We start from the raw sequence: 21,181 nt of genomic DNA on the forward strand, positions 1-21,181 counted from the left end.
CTTGGAAACTTGGCCTGGACTTGGGGGCCTAGATGACGACGCCGTCGGGCACCTTGGGCGCCCACTCGCGACGCAGGACGAACAGGGTCGTCACCGCGCCCAGCAGCAGGAAGGCGAAGATCACGTACATCGGCAGCTGGTAGCCGCCGCTGACGTCCAGCAGCCAGCCCGACAGGATCGGCGCGACCATGCCGGCCAGGCTGACCGCCACCTGCTGCACGCCGGTGACCACGCCGACGGCGGGCTTGGGGATCAGGGTCAGGCGGCAGAGCGCCAGGTTGTTGGCCGTGGCCAGGCCCAGGCCCGACAGCGAGGCCACGTTCCAGAACAGGGCTTCGCCCACGTTGGTGGCCCGCGCCCCCAGGATCACGGTCGAGGCCACCAGGAAGCCGGCCACCACGAAAGCCTTGCGCACCACCACCGCGTCGCCGCCGCGGGCGATCAGCTTGTCGGCCGTCCAGCCGGCGACCAGGGCCACGATGGCAATCCCGGCGAAGCTGAAGAAGGAATAGAGGCCCATCTTTTCCAGCGACAGGCCGCGCTGTTCGACCAGATAGGCCGGCATCCAGGTCATGCAGTAGAAGGTGAAGTAGTTGTAGCAGAAGTTGACCACCAGCGTGCCCCAGACCAGCGGGCTGGCCAGGATGTTCTTCATGGGCACGGCCGAGGCCTTGGCCCTGACCGCGGCCATGTCGGCTTTCTTGGGCAGGTCGTTCTTGACCATGAACAGCCAGGGCAGCAGCCAGACCAGCCCCACGCCGCCGGTGATGAAGAACATCGCCCGCCAGTCGTAGGCCGCGATCAGCCAGGCCGCGACCGGCGCGCCGATGGCGGGGCCGAACTTGGTGCCCAGCATGTAGAAGCCCACGGCCGTGCCGCTCTGGCCTTCGTGGAAATTGTTGCGGATCCAGCGATAGCTGGCCGGCACCACCACCGCCTCGGCGGCGCCCACGATCAAGCGCATGACGATCAGGGCGGTCAGGGTGGTCGTCAGGCCCGTCAGGGCCGACGCCGCGCACCACAGGACGAAGCAGATCGTATAGGGCGTCTTGACGCCATAGCGGTCGACGACCCAGCCCATCGGGATCTGCATGGCCGCGTAGGACCAGAAGAACGCCGAATTGATCCAGCCCCGGCCCAGGTTCGACAGATGGAAGTGCGCCTTGAAGTGGGGCACCGCCAGGGCCGAGGAGATGCTGGTCCGGTCGACGAACGCGATCAGGGCGCCCACCGCCAGCAGAGCCAGGATCGCCCAGCGGACCCAGAGCGCCTGCACCGTCTTTTCGTTCGCCGCCGCGCCGCCGGCGGCGGTCTCGCTGTAGCTGGCCATGTTCGCCTCCCCGGGCTTTTTCATCGTTACGCGCCCAGCATCGGATAGAGCTTGAGCGCGGTCTTGCCGAATATCCATTCGCGGTCCTGGCCGGAAAGCGAAGACAGGCGATCCTGGGCCGTGCCGAGGATCTCGCCCAGCGTCCCCGGCGAGGTTGGGAAGTTCGAGCCCCAGGCCAGGCGGTCGGCGCCGAAGGCCTCGACCACCTTCGGGAACCAGGTTTCCGGCGTGGCCGCGCCCTTGACGCTGTCGCCCATGATCCGGGGTGTCAGCTTCAGATGGATCGACGGCAGGTCGGCCAGGTCGAACAGGCTCCGGGCGGCCGCGTAGGGCGGACCGTCGGTCACCTCCGGGCGGCCCAGGTGATCCAGGATGATCGGCACGTTCGGAAAGCGCTCGGCCAGGGCCCGCACTTGCGGCAGGCCGACGGGGCCGGTCTGGATGCACATGGTCAGGCCCAGCTCGCCCAGCAGCTCCCAGGCCGGATAGGCGCGCTCGTCCTCCAGCTCGCTGGGGTCGAAGTCCTTGGTGCTGCCGCCGGTGAAGATGCGCAGGCCCGCCAGGCCCTTGTCGGTCCAGGCCCTGATCGTCGCCACCGCGTCCGGCGCCCGCACGTCCACCGAGCCCACGGCGATCAGCCGATCGGCGTGGGCGTTGCAGGCGTCGACCACATAGCTGTTGTCGAAGCCGTAGGTGGTCGAGGAGTGGACGACGGCGGCCTTGGCGACGCCCGCCTGGTCCATCGCCTCGATCAGGGTCTCGACCACGCAGGGCCGCTCCTGCGACCAGTCGGACCGCTTGCCGAACAGCGGGGCCGGCGGATAGCGGCCCTCGTCGTCCGAGATCACGTGCGGGTGGATGTCGATGATTTGCGACGCCATGACCTGTACTGTTCTTTCCTGGGCCTTGGGCTCGGGCCTTGCTGGCCGCCGCCTCGTTGCTCCGAACCTCGTCGGAGCCCGCCCCTTTTGGAATTCGAAGTTCCGCCGCGAGCCATAAGTTCAGGCTCGCGGCGGATGCCGATCGCTAGAGCGGACTTGTGTCCGATGGACCCAAGTCCGCTCTAGATCTCCTTGTTTTGACGCGCTTTCTTCACGCGAACCGGTGTCCACTTCGCTCGAAAGTGCTTACAGGCCCTTGGCCTTCAGCTGGGCGTCCAGGCGCGGATAGACCCGCCGGGCGTTGCCCTCGTAGATGTTGAAGCGATCCTGGTCGGTCAGGCTGACGCAGGCGTCCACATAGCGCTTGGTGTCGTCGAAATAGTGCCCGGTGTCGGGGTCCTTGCCCCGCACGGCGCCGATCATCTCCGACCCGAACAGCACGTTCTTGGACGGGATCACCTTGGTCAGCAGGTCCACGCCCGGATGGTGGTAGACGCAACTGTCGAAGAAAATGTTGTCCAGCAGCCCTTCCAGCGGTCGGTTGGCCATCTCCAGCGACATGCCGCGATAGCGTCCCCAGTGATAGGGCACCGCCCCGCCGCCGTGCGGGATGACCAGGCGCAGGGTCGGGAAGTCCTTGAACAGGTCGCTCTGCAAGATCTGCATGAACACCGAGGTGTCGGCGTTCAGATAGTGCGCGCCGGTGCCGTGGAAGTTCGGATTGCACGAGGCCGCCACATGGACCATGGCCGGAACGTCCAGGTCGCACAGCGCCTCGAACAGCGGATACCACTCGCGGTCGGTCAGGGGCTTGCCGGTCCAGTAGCCGCCGGTCGGGTCCGGGTTCAGATTGCAGCCGACGAAGCCCAGCTCCTCGACGCAGCGGCGCAGTTCGGGGATCGAGTTGGCCGGCGGCGCGCCGGGCGACTGCGGCAGCTGGCAGACCGGGACGAAGTTGTCCGGATAGAGCTCGGTCACCCGCTTGACCAGGTTGTTGGAGACCTCGGCCCACTGCAGGCTGGTGCGCTCGTTGCCCAGGTGGTGGCTCATCAGGCCGGCGATCGGCGAGAACAGGGTCAAGTCGCTGCCCCGCTCCTGTTGCAGCTTCAGCTGGCCGTTGCCGACGCCCTCGCGGATCTCGTCGTCGCTGACATGGGCTTCCGAGACCGGCGGCGCGTTGGCCGGGTCGTTGGCGGCGTCCACCTGGCGCTGGCGCCAGTCGCGGAACGACTTGGGAACGGTGGTGAAGTGGCCGTGGCAATCGATGATCATGGCTCTACGCTCCCCGCTCACTGTTTGTCCGGATCGACGAACAGCTCGCCGATGCTCATTCGTTTTGGGGTCAGCCCCTGGGCGAAGGCGGTCCGTTCCAGCGCCTCGATGGTCGGGCGGTTGGCCTCGACGCCGTAGGGCAGCGGGTCGGGACCGACGATGTCCATCAGCTTGACGTACTTCTTCTCGGTGGCGTCCTGTGGGCCGTTAGCGCGCACGCGCTCCAGCCATTCGTCCTTGGCGCGCTTGAAGGCGTCATAGAGCGACTTGGCCACCCAGGGGTGCTCGGCCAGCACCGAATCCTTCACGACGATCGTGCCGTGCATCGGATAGACGCCGGTGCGGCGGAAATAGTCGGCTTCCAGCTCGGCGGCGTTGGGCAGCAGGTCCGGATAGTTGGCCTCGACCTCCTGCCAGCCGCCCGTCGGGGCGCCCGTGCGACCGATGCCCGCCGCGCCCTCGACGCCGGCGGCCAGCTCGCCGTCGGCCATCATGTCGGCCAGCGGCCGCGTGGCGTGGATCACGTTGCCGGGCAGCTTCAGCTGCTGGACGTGCTCCTCGTCGTCGACCACCCAGGTCACCTTCGAGGGGTCCAGGCCGCAGTCGTCCATCAGGGCCTGGCGCAGCCAGACGCCCGTCGTCACCGAATAGGCGCGCACGCCCACCTTCTTGCCTTCCAGGTCCTTGGCCGTGACGATGCCGGCGTCGGGGCGGATCAGCATGCCCGAGTGGTGGAAGCGGCGGACCACGAAGATCGGCAAGGCCACGAAGGGCGCGCCATAGGCCCGGGCGATGATGTAGGTCGTGGGCGCGATCTCGCAGACGTCGAACTCCACGTCGCGGACCATGCGCCGGAAGGCGCCGATCTGCGGCTTGACCGTGATGATCTCCGCATCGACGCCCTCGATCGGGATCGCGCCGCTGCGGATGGCCGACGTATGCGGATGTTCGGCCACCGCGATCTTGAGGGGGACTTTTCCGGCCAATTTCCTCTCCTTGGTACAGTCAGATAGCGGGGGAATGGCTGGCGGTCATCGCATCAGTCTCGAAAGCCCCGTTCGGCTTGAAAAGGCTCGGACAAGGGGCCCGCCGCAACCGCCTCGCCGCGAAACCTTCCGGGCGCGCGCCATTTCCTATCGGCGGCCGTCGAGCCGGCGGGGGACGTCCACCGGGTTGTAGTCGCGCAAGGCGGGCGGCAGCAGCGCGGCGGGAACGTCCTGGTAGCAGACCGGCCGCAGGAAGCGGGCGATCGCCAGCGACCCGACCGAGGTCGAGCGCCCGTCCGAGGTGGCCGGAAAGGGTCCGCCGTGCACCATCGCGTCGCAGACCTCGACGCCCGTGCCGAAACCGTCGAACAGAATTCGTCCGGCCAGCCGCTCCAGCCGCGGCATCAGCCGCGCGGCCTCGGCGAGGTCGGCCTCGGCGGCATGGACGGCGACGGCCAACTGCCCCTCCAGCGCCTCCAGCACGCGCTCCAGCGCCGCGATATCGGGACAGCGCACCAGCAGGGACGACGCCCCGAACACCTCGTGCGACAGGGACGAGTCGGCGAGGAGCGCCTCGGCCGTCGTGGCCAGCAGAACGGCCCCGCCGGTGCCTTCGCCGCCCGGCCGGCCGCGCGCCACCACCTCGACGCGGGGGTGACGCTCCAGCGCCGCGACCCCGCGCTCGAAGGCCTGTCGGATGCCCGGCGTCAGCATGGTCGCCGGATCGGCCTGGGCGACGCACCGGGCCGCTTCGGCGACGAAGGCGTCCAGCGCCGGACCTTCGATCGCCAGCAGCAGCCCCGGATTGGTGCAGAACTGGCCCGCGCCCAAGGTCAGCGCCGTGACGAAGCTCCGGGCGATCGCCTCGCCGCGCGCGGCCAGGGCGCCCGGCAGCAGGATCACCGGATTGATGCTGCTCATCTCGGCATAGACCGGGATCGGTCGCGGCCGGGCCTGGGCTAGGGCCATCAGGGCCAGGCCTCCGGCGCGCGAACCGGTGAACCCCACCGCCTGGATTCGAGGGTCCGAAACCAGCGCCGAGCCCACCGCATGGCCGCTGTCGAACAGCAGCGAAAACACGCCCGGCGGCAGGCTCGCCTCGGCCACGGCCTTAGCCACCGCCCGTCCGGCCAGTTCCGACGTTCCAGGATGGGCGGGGTGCGCCTTGACGACCACCGGACAACCCGCCGCCAGCGCCGACGCCGTGTCGCCGCCGGCGACGGAAAAGGCGAGCGGGAAGTTGCTGGCCCCGAACACCGCCACGGGCCCCAGCGGCAAGTGCGTCAGGCGCAGGTCCGCCCGCGGCGGGGCTCGCCCGGGCAGGGCGTGATCGATCCGGACGTCGAGGAAGCCGCCGTCGCGCAGGACGGCCGCGAACAGCCGCAGTTGCCCGGTGGCGCGGCCGAGTTCGCCCTCCAGGCGCGGACGCGGCAGACCGGTCTCGGCCATCGCCCGTTCGACGATCGCGCTCCCCTGCTCCGCCAGATTGACCGCGACGCCCTCCAGGAACGCCGCGCGCTGCGCGTGCGGCGTGGCGCGGTAGGCGTCGAAGGCCGCCTCGGCCAGGGCGCAGGCTCGCTCGACATCGTCGCGACCGGCGCTGGCGAAGGCCGGCTCCAACCTCTCGCCGCGGCCGGGGTCGAACGCCCGGAACGTCTCGCCGCCACCCGCCACGGCCTCGCCGCCGATCAGCATCATGCCTCGCAGGTCCATGCGCGCCTCCCTGTCATCCGTTCGGCCGGGATGGGGCCGGAACCGGGAAACGAGGCGATAGATTTGCGGCGGCGCGTTATAAGTTTTTCGTCGTGCGATATAATTCAACCACCGTCTCGCGGCGGATTTCTTATGACCATATAAGCCCAATCCTCATCACCCATCCACGCCGTTCGCACTGCCTTCCCGCCTTCGCCGCCCAGCCGCCACAAGTATCGGCACGCACGAATGAATGGTCATTTTATCGATCTATTTCAGCGCAATATCCCGGAGTTCTGCAACCCCATAGCCATCTCAGCCGTGCGCGCCGGCCGAAGCCTCCGACCACGAATGACGATTGGAACGTCTAAAATCGCCAATTCCCAGAGCGATAAATTCCTGTTACCGATGGGCTATCGGGAGGACTAAAAATGATCGAACAGGATCCTGAACACAGGGCCGCGTCGCTGAGCTTTCGGCAACTGAAGCTGTTCGAGAGCGTGGGCCGTCTCAACAGCGTCCGCAGGGCGTCGGAGGAGTGCAACCTCTCCCAGCCGGCGGTGACCCAGGCCCTGGCCAAGCTGGAGCTGCAGATCGGCGCCGTCCTGTTGGAGCGGCGGGCCAGCGGCAGCTATCTCAACGAGCTGGGCGAGATCTTCCATCGCCGGGTGACGCGCCTGTTCCAGCAGTTCGAGCAGGCCCTGATCGTGCTGGGCGTGCCCGGCGGCGCCGAGACCGCGCCGGTGATCGCCAAGCGCATCTCCCGTTCGCAGGCCCGCAGCCTGATCGCCATCGTCGACAGCGGCTCGTTCGCCCAGGCCGCCCAGGCCCTGGAGCTGTCGCAGGCCTCGCTGCAGCGCGCCGCCCGCGACCTGGAGGGCAACCTCAAGAAATCGATCTACTACCGCACCGCCAACGGCGTGATGGTCACCCCCGCCGGCGTCGAGTTCGGCCGCCGGATCAAGCTGGCCACCCAGGAGATCGAGTGGGGCGTCCAGGAGATCGAGGCCGCCCGCGGCTCGGTCGCCAGCCAGATCTCGATCGGCGCCATGCCGTTCGGCGGCAGCGTCCTGCTGGCCTCGGTGCTGGACGAATATGTCCAGACCCATCCCAAGGTCGACGTGCGAATCGTCAACGGCAGCGCCTCGGAGATGCACAAGCGCCTGCGCGACGGCGAGGTCGATTTCGTGATCGGCCTGGTCCAGGAGACCGGCGACCAGGACCTGGTCAGCGAGGCCCTGGCCCGCACGCCCTACGCCGTCGTCGCCCGCCGGGGCCACAAACTGGCCCGCAGGAACGAGGTCACCCTCGCCGACCTGCTGGACTACGACTGGGTGGTCGGCACCCCCGGCGCTCATCGCCGCGCCTGCTTCGAGCGCCTGTTCGAGGGCGGTCCGGGTCCCCACGCCTCGATCGCCACCTGCGCCGTGCCGGTGATCCGCCACCTGCTGTTGCGCAGCGATCGCCTGACGCTGATGACCTCGTACGAGCTGATGCAGGAAAGCGAACTGGCGCCGCTTCGGTTCGCGTCGATCGAACCGGCCCCCGCCATCGGCCTGACCCAACGCGCGGGCTGGCTGCCGACCCGGCTGCACCAGGGCTTCATCGATCTCCTGCGCCGCCATACCGCCGACGCCACCGCCCCGGCCCCGCTGCGCAAGGCCGGCTGACGCGGTTCCTATCGCTCCGCCCGCGCTTCCTGGCGCCCGTCGGGACGCGCGCGGCCTAAGCACCGAGGCGGAGGATACGCCCATGCCCATCACCCGCCGCGCGGTCACCGCCGCCGCCCTGTCGATGCTCGCCGCCCCCGCCCTGGCCAAGTCGCCGAGGGGAACGTTGGTCTATGTCGGAACCCAGGGCGCCGAGGCCGGCCAGGGCGTCGTCGCCGCACGGCTGGACCCGCGCACCGGACGGCTGACGCCCCTGGGCCTCGCGGCCGAGACCGTGCGCCCCACCTGGCTGGCGGCCCATCCGGTCAAGCCGCTTCTCTACGCCGTCAGCGAGATCGGCAACGACGGCAAGAGCCAGGGCGAGGTGCGGACCTTCCGCGCCGATCGGGCCACGGGAAAGCTGATCCTGGCCGGGATCGCGGCCTCGGGCGGCGGAGGCCCCACCCACCTGGCGCTGGACCTGCCGACGGCGACCGTCCTGGCCGCCAACTTCGGCACCGGCCAGGTGGCGGCCTTGCCGATCCTGAGCGACGACACCCTGGCGCCGGTCGCCTCGGTCGTCGCGGACCAAGGCTCGGGGCCCAATCCGCGCCAGAAGGGTCCGCACGCCCACGGCGTGGTCCTGGACCCGACCCGACGCTTCGTCCTGGTCGCCGATCTCGGGGCCGACAAGGTGTTCGTCTACCGTTTCGACAAGACGACCCGCGCCCTGACGCCCGCCGAGCCGGCGACCGAGGCCCTGCCCCCAGGCAGCGGCCCGCGCCACCTGGTCTTCCATCCCGACGGCCGCTTCGTCTTCGTGCTGAGCGAGCTGATCCCCGAAATCCGCGTCTACGGCTGGAACGCCGGGCGGCTGGCCCTGGTCCAGACCCTGTCCGTCGCCGGCGCCGGCAAGGCCGCCGTGGCCAGAGGCGGCGAGATCGTCGTCAGTGCGGACGGCCGCTTCGTCTACGCCTCGGCGCGCGGCGAGGACGTGATCGTGACCTATGCGGTCGACGGGCGCTCGGGCCGGCTGACGGAGATCCAGCGCCTGGCCAGCGGCGGCCAGTCCCCCTGGAGCTTCGCCATCGACCCCAGCGGCCGCTGGCTGCTGGTCGCTCACCAGGTCTCGGGGACCGTGACCGTGCTGAAGCGCGACCCCAGGACCGGCAAGCTGGCGCTCACCGACCAGTCGCTGGCGGTCGCCAAGGCGACCAGCATCGCCTACCTGGCGGCCCAACACTGAGGGCGAAAAAAGAAAGGGCGAAGCCCGCCCGGCTTCGCCCTGAGAGTCGAGGAGTCTCGGAAGAGCGGCCGGAAGCGCGGGGACACGCTTCCGGCCCAGAGATCCAGGCGGGAGGCCTAGAAGTTCACGCCGACCCGCACCCCGAAGGTGCGCGGCGGCAGATAGGTGCCGTAGTAGGTGTTGGGCGTGGAGGTGGCGAAGGCGTAGGCCTTGACCAGCTCGTCGCTCAGATTGTTGCCGTAGGCCGTGACCGACCACATGCCATTGGGACTGTCGTAGGTGAGGTTGACGTCCTCGGTGGTGTAGCCGTCCTGACGGATGACGGGGCTGCGGATGTCGAACAGCAGGTACTGCTTGCTGACGAACCGGGCCCGGGCCGCGGCGGTGATCGTCGCGCCGTTCGACAGGTCGAAGCGGTGCGAATAGTCGACCGTCAGGGTCCGCCTCGGAGACTTGGGCAGCGGATTGCCCGAGAAGTCGCCGCCCGAGGAATAGGGCGTGACCGGCAGGACGAAGTCGTTGAACTCCGAATGGGTCAGGGCCCCGACCACGCCCAGCCGGTCGGCCGAGGTGATCGCCCACACCGACTCCAGCTCCAGTCCGTACACCGTGGCCTTGTCGGCGTTGTAGGTGATCCGGCCCGAGGCGGTGCACGGCGGCAGGTTGGCGGGCAGGTTCAGGCAGCCCAGCTGGCTGGCCTGGTAGTCGTCGTACTTATAGTGGAAGCCCGTCAGATTCAGCTGCAAGGCGTTGTCGAACAAGCGGTTCTTCGATCCAGCCTCAAGCGAGAACACCTTCTCCGGATCATAGGCGTTGGGCGGCAGGCCGTCGTAGTTGCCGCCGGCCTTGTAACCCGTCGCCGCCGTGAAATAGATCAGCGACCGCTCGGCCAGCTGGTACTCGATCGAGGCCTTCCAGTTGGTGGCTTCCCATTCGCTGTTGGCGAAGTTGGTGATCCGCGACAGCAGGGCGCCGGCCGGATTGCGCACCTCGGTCGTGCCGCTCTGCTTCTTCTGGTCGGCCGTGTAGCGCAGGCCGCCGGTCAGCCGCAGCTTGTCGGTGACGTGCCAGGTGGCTTGGCCGAACAGGGCGCGCGAATAGGCGTCGATGTCGGGATAGCCGAACCGCACCGAGGTCGGCGGGGCCAGCAGGGTCTGGTAGGAGCTCTGCAGCTCGTCCCAGTAGTAGGCGCCCACGATCCAGGTGACGGTCTGGTCTGGATTGGACGCCAGGCGAACTTCCAGCGAATGCTGCTTGGCTTCCTGGTTCAGCTGGATGCGACGGTCGCTGGCGTAGAGGTTGTCCAGCGTCAGCTCGTGATAGGCGGGCAGCACCGTCAGGGTGATGTCGCCGATGTTCCAGGTGACCTCGGCGTGGACGCCGACGTTCTTGTTGTCGATGTGCGCGCCCGGGTTGGCCAGGTTGGTCGAGCGCGGATCGACGCCCGCCACCGCCAGCTTGTAGGCCGCCGGGCCGACGCCCTTGCGCAGGTCGTAGTCGGCGCCCAGCAGGATCGACAGGTCGTCGGTCGGCTTGGCCAGCAGCTGACCGCGGAAGGCCCGCGAGTTCTGGTCGTCGGTCTTGCCGTCGGTGGCGTAGCCGTCGCGCTTGAGCGTCCGCATCGCCAGGCGCGCGGCCAGCTTGTCGCCCAGCGGCAGGTTGACCATGCCCGAGACGCCGCGCTGGTTGTAGGAGCCGTATTCCGCCCCCACCGCGCCGTCGAAATCGAAGGTCGGCTTGTTGGAGATCACATTGACCGCGCCCGCCGTGGCGTTGCGGCCGTAGAGCGTGCCCTGCGGACCGCGCAGCACCTCGACCTGCTGGATGTCGTAGATCAGGCCGCCGGTCGACTGCGGGCGCCCGATGTAGACGCCGTCGATATGGAAGGCCACGGCCGGGTCGCCCTGCGGCCCGTCATTGGTGCTGAAGATGCCCCGGATGGCCACGCCCGTGGCGGCGTTGCTGGAATTGATCTCGACGTTCGGGGCCGAGCCCTGCAGCGCCTGCAGGTTCGGCGCGCCCTGCTTTTCCAGGCTCTCGGCGCTGACCGCGGTCACCGCCACCGGAATGCCCTGGACGTTTTCGCTGCGCTTCTGGGCGGTGACGACCACCTCCTCCAGCGCCACGGCGTCCTTCGGCGTCTCCTGGGCCAGGGCCGCCCCCGCGGCGCCGACCAGTCCCAGGGCCGTGGTCGCCAGCAGCAGCGCGGCGCGCCCAGGACGAAGATGTCCCTTCATTCGTTTCTCCCTTTATCGGTCGCCGTCCGATCCATGCCGGGCGGTCGCCGTTGTTGTTTTCACCGGGGCGGACAGCGCGTTTCCGTCGCCGAGCCGCCCGGGCGCCGACCTTTGAATTCCGAAGTGAAGTAGAGCAGCGGATGACCGCCGGGGCGCGATCCAAACCCCGCAGCAGCCGATAGCTTTATCGAACGGCCGTCCCCGCGGCCGCCTATTTGGCCGGCAGGTAGAGCGGCATGGAGTCCTCCCAGAGGCTGTCGGTCAGCAGGCGCTTGCCCGTGCCGTCGGCGTTCATGACCATGATCTGGCCATAGGGCTGGAAGGTGTTGTCGTAGAGCGCCGCCTCCTCGCGGAAACCGTACATGCCCGTGCTCCACAGGATGCGCCCGTCGGCGGTCCAGACGGCGTGTCCGTCGTTGCCGCGGTTCGTCGTCAGGCGCTGCAGGTCCGAGCCGTCGGGCCGGATCGTGAAGACGTCGAAGTTCACCGCGTCGACCTTGCGCGTGAAGACGATCCGTTTTCCGTCCGGCGACCAGAACGGCAGGTTGTCCAGGCCCGTGGTCAGGGTCCGCACCTCGCGGGTGTCGAGATTGATGACCCGCAGGCCCATGTTGCTCTCGCCCCAGACGCGGAACACGATCTCCTTGCCGTCTGCCGAATAGCTGGGGAAGCCCGAATGCACCGAGCCGTCGGTCAGGGCCTCCAGGCCCGTGCCGTCGCGGCGCGACCGCATCAGGGTCGCCTTGCCGTGCGCCCGCTCCTGGAACCAGACGCCCACGCCGAAGGCCAGCCACTGGCTGTCGGGCGACCAGGTCGGCTGGAAGGCCCCGGCCAGGCCCTTCTTGACCAGCTCCGGATCCAGCCCCTTGCCGTCGACCTCGTAGGCCACCCGGCGGTTCGAGCCGTCGCGGTCCATCAGCACGATCGACGAATTGCCCTGCTGCTTCTCGGTGATCGCCAGGGTCCCGTCCTTGGCCGCCACGGGGAAGACGTCGGTGTGACGGTACTCCCAGGCCGGGTCCCAGCTGTAGAGCCGCTTCTCCTGCGGCCGGGCCTTGAAGCCGACCTTCTCGTAGATCACGGTCTTGCCGTCCGGAGACCAGACCGGCGAGCGCAGCACCCGGACCACGGGCGCCTGGCCCGAGGTGTAGTAGAGCCCCTCGCCCTCCCCGCCCTTGCGGTGATAGGCGATGACCTCATCGCTCAGGAACTGCGGGAAGATCTTCAGGCCCGGGCCCGAGGTGCGCTCGACGCGCTCGCCGGTGGCCAGGTCGACCGTGACGATCTGCGAGGCGATCTTGCCCAGCAGCTCGGGCCGGCGCGCGCCCCAGGTGTCCTCGGTGGTCATCTCGTAGAAGGCTAGGCGCTTGCCGTCCGGCGACCACTTGGGCGAGCCCAGGCAGAAGCCCGACTTGGACGCCACGCGGCGGAAACCCTTGCCGTCGACGCCGATCACATAGATCGACAGCTCCTGGGTGTGCTCCCAGCCCTTGCCGTCGTGGTGGCCCCGCCAGTCGGTGTTGCGGTCCGACGAGAAGGCGATCTGCTTGCCGTCCGGAGACCAGGCCGGGCGGAAGAAGCCGTCGGGCAGGCTGGGATCGCCCTGGACGTCGGCGGCGCCGGTCAGGTTGGTCAGGCGGCCGGACTTCAGGTCCTTGATCCAGATGTTGGTGCGATAGCCTTCGCGGGTCGAGACGAAGGCCAGGCGCGTCCCGTCCGGCGACAGCTCGCCGGTGTCGTCCACCGCCGAGCCGACGATCAGCGGCTGGATGTCCGTCCCGTCGACCCCGACGCGGAACAGGTCGGACTGGCCGTCGCCGTTGCGTTCCGAGGTGAAGACGATCGACTTGCCGTCGGGGCTGAAGCTGGCGTGGTAGTCGAACACCGAGCCGGTCAGCAGCTTGCGCTCGCCCGTGCCATCGGCGTTGGCGATGTAGAGTTCGGACGAGGACGGGCCGATGCGGTTCATCAGCATCACGCCCTTCTTCTGGACCGTCGCCGTCGCGGCGGCCGCCTGGCCGGCCAGGAACGCGGCGGGCAGAGCGGCGAGGAAGTGACGACGATCCATGGGTCCTCCTGGGGGTACGCACCGCCGTTTCGCCGGCGGACTTTCTGTCGGCTCTAGGCTAAGCCTTCCGGCCCAGGGAAGCGTCGATCAAAACTGCGTCCGGGCCGATCCATTTCGCCGCAGCCTCAGGCCACTTCGCGGGTGGATTCGAAGGTCCGCGCCTGGCGCAGGGCCGGGAACCGCCAGGCCCAGACGCCAGTGACGACGACCGCCCCGACCCCGCCCAGCACCACCGCCGACACGGGCCCGATCGCGGCGGCCAGGAACCCCGACTCCGCCTCGCCCAGCTCGTTGGAGGCCGAGATGAACAGGGACGAGACCGCCCCCACGCGTCCGCGCATGGCGTCCGGGGTCGACAGCTGCATCAGCGACTGGCGCACATAGACCGACAGCATGTCGGCTCCGCCCAGTACGGCCAGGCAGGTCAGGGACAGCGGCATCCAGCGCGACAGGCCGAAGACCACGGTGGCCAGGCCGAACACCGCCACGGCCAGCAGCATCTTCACGCCCACGTGGTGCTTGAGCGGCCGCCACGAGAACAGCACGGCTGTGGCCATCGCCCCGACGGCCGGGGCGGCGCGCAGGTGGCCCAGGCCGGCGGGTCCGACATGCAGGATGTCGCGCGCATAGATCGGCAGCATGGCCGTCGCCCCGCCCAACAGGACGGCGAACAGGTCCAGCGAGATCGCGCCCAGCACCAGCTTGTTGGCCACGACGTAGCGCAGCCCCTCGACGATCAGTCGCCAGGGATGGCGCGGGACGATCGGAGTCCGCGCGTCGGGCCGCACCAGCAGCATGCAGGCCAGCGACAGGACGAAGAGGCCGACGCTGGCGGCGTAGGGCGCGGACGGCGTCCAGGCGTAGAGATAGCCGCCCATGGCCGGCCCCACGATCGAGCCCACCCGCCCGGCTATGGCGTTGTTGGCGATCGCGTGGGGCAGCACCTCGGGCGGCACGATGTTCGGCCCCAGGGCGCTGAGCGCGGGCATCGAGAAGGCCCGCGCCACGCCCAGGAACACGGCCACCGCCAGCAGGGCCGGGATCGAGGCCGCGCCGGTCCAGGTCAGCACGCCCAGGACCCCGGCGCAGGCCAGTTGCAGGCCGGTGGTCAGGCAGATGATCAGGCGACGGTCGAAGCGATCGGCGGCCCAGCCGGTCACCAGGGTAAGGGCGAACAGCGGCGCGAACTGGGCCAGCCCCACCAGGCCCAGTTGCAGGGCCGCCGCGCGGGTGTCCATGGTGGCGCGGGCCAGGTCGTAGACCTGCCAGCCGACGACGATGACCAGGGTGTTCTGGGCCAGGGTCGAGGCCAGCCGGGCGGTCCAGAAATAGCGGAAGTTCCGGAACGCGAACGGCTGCTTTCCCCGATCCATGGCCTGCTCCTGACGCGACACGCGCGCACCCTTAGCGCTGTTGGCCGCGCGCGTAGAGACCGCATCGCGGATTCGATCGCTCGATCCCCGTCTTGAATGACCTCCGACCCGCGCCGCCCGATACCAACCGGACCCAGGAGGATCGCCGATGACGACGATGACGGGCGCGGAAGCCGCCGTGCGGATGCTGCAGCATCACGGGGTCCGGCACGTCTTCGGCCTGTGCGGCGACACCAGCCTGCCGTTCTACGACGCGCTGCATCGGCTGGATCACGGCGTCGACCACATCCTGACCCGCGACGAGCGCAGCGCCGCCTACATGGCCGACGCCTATGCGCGCCTGTCGGGCCGGGTCGGGGTCTGCGAAGGCCCCAGCGGGGGCGGCGCCACCTACATCCTGCCCGGCGTGATCGAGGCCAACGAGTCATCGATCGCCCTGGTCTCGATCACCTCCGACATCCCCGTCACCGCGCGCGGCCGCTATCCGCTGACCGAGCTCGACCAGAAGGCCCTGTTCCGCCCTCTGACCAAGTGGAACACGGTCGTCGACCACGTCTCGCAGGTGCCGCACGTCTTCAGGACGGCGTTCCGGGCCGCGACCACCGGCCGCCCCGGCGCGACCCACATCGGCCTGCCCTACGACCTCCAGAAGCAGACCTTCGATTTCGACCTCTGGGCCCAGGCCGAGCACGGCGTCTTCCCTGCGTTCCGGACGGGGCCGTCGCCGGACCTCGTCGCCGCGGCGGCCGAGACGATCCTGGCCGCTAGGCGGCCGGTCTTCGTCTGCGGCGGCGGGGCGATCATCTCGGGAGCCACCGCCGAGCTCGCGACCCTGGCCGAACTCCTGGACGCCCCGGTCGCGTCCACCGTCAGCGGCCACGGCGCGATCCCCGACGACCATCCCCTGGCGGTCGGCGTGGTCGGCGCCAACGGCGGGACGGACGAGACCCGCGAGGTCGTGGCCGGCGCCGACACCGTGGTCTTCGTCGGCTGCCGCGCGGGCTCGACCACCACCGAACACGGCGAGGTCCCCGGCCGGGACGTCCCGATCGTCCACATCGACGTCGATCCCATGGTCGTCGGCGCCAACTACCGGGTCGAGGCCGGCCTGGTCGGCGACGCCAAGCTCTGTCTCTCGGCCCTGGTCGCGGAGATCGCCCGCCGCCTGGCGGACGCGCCGCGCGCGACGGGCGCGGCCGAGCGCCTGGCCGCCATGCGCCAGGCCAAGCGCGCCCGGTTCGAGCGCCATGCCGGCTCGACCGACCGTCCGATCCGTCCCGAGCGCGTGCTGGCCGCCCTGCAGGCAGCCCTGCCCCGCGACGCCGTGATCGTGGCCGACCCCGGCACGCCCTGTCCCTATTTCTCCGGTCACTACGACTTCAACACCGCCGGCCGGCGTTTCATCACCAACCGCGCGCACGGCGCGCTGGGCTTCTCGCTGCCCGCCGCCGTCGGCGCCTGCTACGGCGCGCCGAACGCCAAGGTGGTGGCGGTGATGGGCGACGGCAGCTTCGGCTTCGCGGTTGGCGAGCTGGAGACCATCGTCCGCAAGCAGCTGCCGATCACGCTGGTGGTGTTCTCGAACGCCTCGTACGGCTGGATCAAGGCCAGCCAGAAGAGCGGCTACGGCGCGCGCTATTTCTCGGTCGATTTCAACCGCTCGGACCACGCGCGCATCGCCGAGGCCTTCGGCCTGAAGGCCTGGACGGTGGCCGATCCGGCCGAGCTGGACGGCGTCGTGCGCCAGGCCGTCGCCCACGACGGTCCGACCCTGATCGACGTGATCTCCCAGCCGCTCGAGGAGTCGGCGGTCCCGGTCAGCCGCTGGATGGGCTAGGCCCCGCCCCGGCTATTTCCGCGCGACCGAATAGGTCAGGTTGGCGTTGCGCGTCGCCTGGAACGCCTCCAGCGACATGCCCTTCATGGCCGCGTAGATCTGCGGATTGGGCGCGCCCACCACCGCCCCCAGCTTCTCCAGCACGAAGAAGATCGCGCCGTACCGGATCAGGCCGCGCCAGTCCCGGGTCTCGATCAGCCGGCGCTCCTCATCGCTCAGCCCGGCGGCTTCGAAGGCGGCCCCGGGATCGGCCAGGAACCGCTCGCGGGCGGCCGGCTCGATCAGGCCCTGCAGGAAGCGGTTGATGCGATAGGCCCTGCCGCTGACCTCCAGGGTGAACGGATAGGTGCCCTCCAGCGCCTCGACGCCCGCCAGTTGCCGGGTGGCCTCTTCCCGGATCCGGGCGACCTCGGCCTCGTCCGCCGCCGCCCCCTCGTCCTCGTACAGCGTGGTGGCGATCGCGGTCATCGACGGCAGGTAGTAGGTCCGGTGCCGGCAGACGACATGGCCCGACAGCGCCCCGCGCATGATCAGCCACATGATCACCTCGGCGCTCTCGAAGCCGCCCAGCCGCGCATAGTCGGCGTGGGTCATCTCGGCAAGGCGCTCGGGATCGCGTTCGAGGAGATTCAGGAATTCCTCGTCCCAGGCGGTGTTGTTGAACCCCGCGCGCTCGCCGTGGACCTGGTGCGAGAGGCCGCCCGTGGCGATCACGACCACCCTCGCCTCTTCCGGCCAGGCGTCGATCGCCTTGCGCAGCGCCCGGCCGAGGTTCAGGCAGCGCCGCGCCGAGGGGGCCGGAAACTGCAGCACGCCGCATTGCAACGGCACGATCGGGATCGGCCAGGCGTCGCGTTCCGGCGGCGTCAGCAGCGACAGCGGCGACAGGCAGCCGTGGTCCAGCGGCTTGTGCTGGAACACCGACAGGTCGAAGTCCTGGGCCATGACCGCCCGGGCCAGCCAGCGCGCCAGGGCGGCGTGCCCCGGAACCGGCGGCAGGTCGCGCGGACCGCCGCCCTCGTCGGCCACGTCGTAGGTTTCGCCGACGCCCAGCGCGAACGCCGAATAGTGATCGAAGGAGAACGAGGTGACGTGGTCGTTGTAGATCACCACCAGGGCGTCCGGCCGCTGCTCGGCCAGCCACGCCTTCAGCGGCTCGAACGCCTCGAAGATCGGCTTCCAGACGGGATCCTGCGACAGGTTTCGGTCCCGCGCGTAGCCGATGGTCGGCGTGTGGGAGACGCCGATCGCGCCGATCAATCTGGCCATGCGTTCGCCTCCGCTCGCCGTGGCTCTAGCATAAGCCCGATCCGCCCGGCCTATAACTTAAGCCGGGCGGGTATAACGTCGGCGGCCGCTAGAACCGCTTGTTGAAGGTCACGACGAACTCGCGCCCGCGGTTGTAGGCGATCTCGGCGTAGCCCGAGCTGGTGCCCAGGGACGAGTTGCCGGCCAGCGGATAGATCTCGTCGGTGACGTTGTTGATCGCCGCCTGCAGCTTCCAGTCCCCCGAAGCGCTCTGCAGCACCGCCCCCAGGTTCAGGCGGGTCACCGCGTCGTTCTGGGCGATCTCGGGCGTGTTGCCCGCGTCGAAGAACTGGCTGGCGGTGTAGACGATCTCGGCGCGCGGGATCAGGCTCAGGTCGCCGTTGATGTCATAGGTGTAGGCGATCGAGACGTTACCCTGCCATTCGGGCGTATAGGGCAGCTGGCTGTCGGTGGTCACCGAGGTGGTGGCGCCGACGATCGAGGACACCTCGTCGATGCTGTCGTCGAGATAGCTGAAGCCGCCCTCGATCGCGATCGCCGAGGTCGGGATGTAGGTGAACTCCACCTCCGCCCCCTTGATCGAGGCCTTGCCGGCGTTGAACAGCAGCGGCGCGGTGCCGACGCGATAGGTGAACTGCAGGTCCTCGTAGTCGGTCGAGAAGATGTCGCCGTTGATCCGCAGCTTGCCGCCCTTGTCGAACTTGGCGCCCAGCTCGAGGGTCTCGGCCTTCTCGGGATCGAAGGACGGCGGCTGGCCGCCCGGGACGACACCGTTGAAACGGCTGTTGAAGCCGCCGCTCTTGAAGCCCTGCGACCAACTCGCATAGGTCATCAGCGCCGGGCTCCAGCGGTACTGGGCCTGGAACGAGCCCGTCGTCGCCGAGAACTCCCGCTCGTAGAGCTTGTAGGGGACGTAGAGCACGCTGGGGTTCGAGTAGTTGAACTGCAGCGGACGCGAGCCCTTGGTCTCCTCGGTGTGGCGCACGCCGGCCGCCACGCTGAAGGCGTCGGTGAAGTTGTAGGTCCACTGGGTGAAGGCCGCCCAGTTCCTGTTGCGGATGTCGTTGTTGTTGCTGTCCTTGGTGCCCTGCGGGCTGGGCGGGGGCGACAAGGTGACGGTCAGGACGTCGTCCACCGACTGCCGGAAGAAGAACAGCCCCGCCACGCCGCTCAGCTTCTTGGAGGCGTACAGCGCCTGGAACTCCTGGCTGACCTGGAAGCCCTTGCTGACATAGTCGGTGTGGAGGATCGGGAACGGCGTGTTGTCGGCGTCGCGCCGGCCGGCCCATTCCAGGCGGCGATAGGCGCTGATCGACTTCAGGGTCAGGGCCTCGGTCAGCCGCCATTCCAGCAGCAGCGAGCCGCCGATGTTCTCCAGGTCGCTGTTGACCGGATTGGTGCCGTTGTTGGCGTACTTGCCGGCCCCGTAGAAGTCGTTGGCGCAGCGCTTGTCGTTGACCATCGGGACGGTCGTGCCCACCGAGGTCATCCCGGGGCATCCCGCCGCGAAGCTGACCGAGCGCGGGAAGGCCGAGGTCTCGTTGATCGCCGCGAAGACCAGCGGCGCGCCGTTCTCATCGGACTTGGTGTAGTCGGCGCGCAGTTCGGCGGTGAAGCTGTCGGTCGGCAGCCACTTCACCTTGCCGGTCAGGGTGAAGGTGTTCACGTCGCCCAGCTTCTCGCCGTCGTAGAGGCGGGTGACGTAGCCGTCCTGGACGCGCGACCCGTAGGTCCAGCGGGTGAGCAGCTTGTCGGTGATCGGCACGTCGACCGCCAGGACCCCCTCGCGCAGGTTGTCGGTCCCGAAGCCGGCCTTGAAGTTGCCGCCGAAGCTGGAGCCCGGCGCCTCGGTGGTCAGCAGGATGGCCCCGCCGATGGTGTTGCGGCCGAACAGCGTCCCTTGCGGGCCGCGCAGGACCTGGACCCCGGCGATGTCGCGGAAGTCCATCACCCCGCCGACGGCCGAGCCCATGTAGACGTCGTCGATGTAGAGACCGACGCCCGGATCGACCCCGGCGGTCGCGTCGGTCTGGCCGACGCCGCGGATGAATATCTGGGCGGCCGCCGAATTGCCGGTCAGCGGCGAGACGGGCGCGAACTGCAGGCTGGGCGTGGCGTCGTCGAGATCGGCGGTGCTGTCGATCTGGCGCCGTTCGAGCGACTCGCCGGTAAAGGCGGCGACCGAGACGGGCGTGTCCTGGAGGTTCTCCGCCACCCGCCGCGCCGTGACCACGACCTCCTCGACCTGGAAGCCGCCCTGCGCCTGACCAGGGGTCGATGATTGCTGGGCGAAAGCCGTTCCGCCCCAGAAGCTCGTCGCCAAGGCCGTCGCGGCCAACAGGATCGAACGTTTCGCCATGTCTTCCCCCCATACCGGCGGCGGACTTTCGACCACCGCCCAGGCCGTCGAAGCGGCCAGGATTCCGGGTTCTTCGACCCGTGATCCTTGAGCTAACAGAAGGGGTTATCGCGCTCGGTATAGGAAAACCCTCCGACCTATAACCGGATCGCCGGAGCGGTCGCCGGGCGTTTCTCCGGTCGCGCCCGATTTGGTTATAGCTCGCGCCCAAAATGCATAGGCCGCGCTCGGACGCCGGGTGCTAGCCAAGGCCTCGCCCCGTCGCGACCGTATCGGCGGGCCGGAGGAGCCGCATGAACCAGGTGGTCACGAACGTCCCGCGCGCGCCGCGCGAAGCCGTGGAGGGTCTCTCGGCCTTCGGCGTGGCCACGGTCCACGAGGCCCAGGGCCGCACCGGCCTGATGTCGCCGAAGCTCCGCCCGATCTGGCCCGGCGCCCATGTCGCCGGAACCGCCGTCACCGTCTCGGCCCCGCCGGGCGACAACTGGATGCTGCATGTGGCCATCGAGCAGTGCCAACCCGGCGACGTCCTGGTGGTCGCTCCCACCTCCGCCAGCGACGCCGGCTATTTCGGCGACCTGCTGGCCACTTCCCTGATCGCGCGCGGCGTGCGCGGCCTGGTGATCGACGCCGGGGTGCGGGACGTGGCCGCATTGAAGGCGATGGGCTTTCCGGTGTGGTCCAGCGCCGTCTCCGCCCAGGGCACGGTCAAGGCCACGCTGGGCAGCGTCAACGTGCCGGTCGTCTGCGGCGGCGCCCTGGTCCGCCCGGGCGACGTGATTGTCGCCGACGACGACGGCGTGGTTGTGGTCCAGCGGCTGATGGCCGAGACCGCCCTCGCCGCCTCGCGCAAGCGCGAAGCCGCCGAGGTCGAGAAACGCGCCCAGCTGGCCGCCGGCGTCCTGGGCCTGGACCTCTACCGGATGCGCGAGCCGCTGAAGGTCGCCGGCCTGGTCTATGTCGAGAGCCGGGACGCCTGACG

At 69.2% G+C, this 21,181-nt stretch carries 14 protein-coding genes; 4 read left to right on the forward strand and 10 right to left on the reverse strand.

Annotation, left to right across the window (positions count from 1 at the left end; genetic code table 11):
* Positions 1 to 28 precede the first annotated feature (28 nt).
* The 5 genes from WAE60_RS00570 to WAE60_RS00590 all read right to left on the reverse strand — a co-directional run bounded on the left by WAE60_RS00570 (position 29) and on the right by WAE60_RS00590 (position 6,182).
* Complete coding sequence (locus tag WAE60_RS00570) at positions 29 to 1,330, reverse strand: MFS transporter (RefSeq protein ID WP_337684354.1); 1,302 nt, start codon at positions 1,328 to 1,330, stop codon at positions 29 to 31.
* A 26-nt stretch (positions 1,331 to 1,356) separates the two neighbouring features.
* Positions 1,357 to 2,211 carry an amidohydrolase family protein gene (locus WAE60_RS00575; protein WP_337684356.1) on the reverse strand — a complete coding sequence of 285 codons (855 nt, stop codon included), beginning with the start codon at positions 2,209 to 2,211 and terminating at the stop codon, positions 1,357 to 1,359.
* Positions 2,212 to 2,457: 246 nt separating this feature from the next.
* Positions 2,458 to 3,483 (reverse strand): amidohydrolase family protein, encoded by a 1,026-nt coding sequence (locus WAE60_RS00580; RefSeq protein ID WP_029915033.1) that lies wholly within the window; start codon positions 3,481 to 3,483, stop codon positions 2,458 to 2,460.
* Positions 3,484 to 3,500: 17 nt separating this feature from the next.
* Positions 3,501 to 4,469 carry an ABC transporter substrate-binding protein gene (locus tag WAE60_RS00585; RefSeq protein ID WP_337684358.1) on the reverse strand — a complete coding sequence of 323 codons (969 nt, stop codon included), beginning with the start codon at positions 4,467 to 4,469 and terminating at the stop codon, positions 3,501 to 3,503.
* Between the two features lie 147 nt (positions 4,470 to 4,616).
* Positions 4,617 to 6,182, reverse strand: a complete 1,566-nt coding sequence (locus WAE60_RS00590; RefSeq protein ID WP_337684360.1) for an aldehyde dehydrogenase (NADP(+)) — start codon at positions 6,180 to 6,182, stop codon at positions 4,617 to 4,619.
* Between the two features lie 410 nt (positions 6,183 to 6,592).
* Here WAE60_RS00590 and WAE60_RS00595 point away from each other — a divergent pair, with 410 nt between their 5' ends.
* The gene (locus tag WAE60_RS00595) at positions 6,593 to 7,831 is read left to right on the forward strand and encodes a LysR family transcriptional regulator (RefSeq protein WP_337684361.1); all 1,239 of its coding nucleotides are present in this window, start codon (positions 6,593 to 6,595) and stop codon (positions 7,829 to 7,831) included.
* An 82-nt stretch (positions 7,832 to 7,913) separates the two neighbouring features.
* The gene (locus WAE60_RS00600; protein WP_337684363.1) at positions 7,914 to 9,056 is read left to right on the forward strand and encodes a lactonase family protein; all 1,143 of its coding nucleotides are present in this window, start codon (positions 7,914 to 7,916) and stop codon (positions 9,054 to 9,056) included.
* A 116-nt stretch (positions 9,057 to 9,172) separates the two neighbouring features.
* Here the strand turns inward: WAE60_RS00600 and WAE60_RS00605 are convergent, their stop codons facing one another.
* The 3 genes from WAE60_RS00605 to WAE60_RS00615 all read right to left on the reverse strand — a co-directional run bounded on the left by WAE60_RS00605 (position 9,173) and on the right by WAE60_RS00615 (position 14,734).
* Positions 9,173 to 11,293 (reverse strand): TonB-dependent receptor, encoded by a 2,121-nt coding sequence (locus WAE60_RS00605; RefSeq protein ID WP_337684364.1) that lies wholly within the window; start codon positions 11,291 to 11,293, stop codon positions 9,173 to 9,175.
* A 211-nt stretch (positions 11,294 to 11,504) separates the two neighbouring features.
* Positions 11,505 to 13,361, reverse strand: a complete 1,857-nt coding sequence (locus tag WAE60_RS00610; RefSeq protein WP_337684365.1) for a hypothetical protein — start codon at positions 13,359 to 13,361, stop codon at positions 11,505 to 11,507.
* Positions 13,362 to 13,486: 125 nt separating this feature from the next.
* Complete coding sequence (locus tag WAE60_RS00615) at positions 13,487 to 14,734, reverse strand: MFS transporter (protein WP_029915041.1); 1,248 nt, start codon at positions 14,732 to 14,734, stop codon at positions 13,487 to 13,489.
* Between the two features lie 148 nt (positions 14,735 to 14,882).
* Between WAE60_RS00615 and WAE60_RS00620 the strand changes: the two genes are divergently transcribed.
* Positions 14,883 to 16,571: a thiamine pyrophosphate-binding protein gene (locus WAE60_RS00620; protein WP_337684366.1), complete on the forward strand. Its 1,689-nt coding sequence runs from the start codon at positions 14,883 to 14,885 to the stop codon at positions 16,569 to 16,571.
* A 12-nt stretch (positions 16,572 to 16,583) separates the two neighbouring features.
* Here WAE60_RS00620 and WAE60_RS00625 read toward each other — a convergent pair whose 3' ends face one another.
* Positions 16,584 to 17,840 carry a gallate dioxygenase gene (locus tag WAE60_RS00625; RefSeq protein WP_337684368.1) on the reverse strand — a complete coding sequence of 419 codons (1,257 nt, stop codon included), beginning with the start codon at positions 17,838 to 17,840 and terminating at the stop codon, positions 16,584 to 16,586.
* Positions 17,841 to 17,928: 88 nt separating this feature from the next.
* Positions 17,929 to 20,199: a TonB-dependent receptor gene (locus tag WAE60_RS00630; RefSeq protein WP_337684369.1), complete on the reverse strand. Its 2,271-nt coding sequence runs from the start codon at positions 20,197 to 20,199 to the stop codon at positions 17,929 to 17,931.
* A 293-nt stretch (positions 20,200 to 20,492) separates the two neighbouring features.
* On the opposite strand from WAE60_RS00630, the gene WAE60_RS00635 reads away from it, so the two are divergent.
* Entirely contained in the window at positions 20,493 to 21,179 is a 687-nt protein-coding gene (locus WAE60_RS00635; protein ID WP_337684370.1) for a 4-carboxy-4-hydroxy-2-oxoadipate aldolase/oxaloacetate decarboxylase, read from the forward strand.
* The last annotated feature ends 2 nt before the right edge of the window (positions 21,180 to 21,181 follow it).

Source organism: Caulobacter sp. CCG-8 (assembly GCF_037402475.1).
Lineage (GTDB): Bacteria > Pseudomonadota > Alphaproteobacteria > Caulobacterales > Caulobacteraceae > Caulobacter.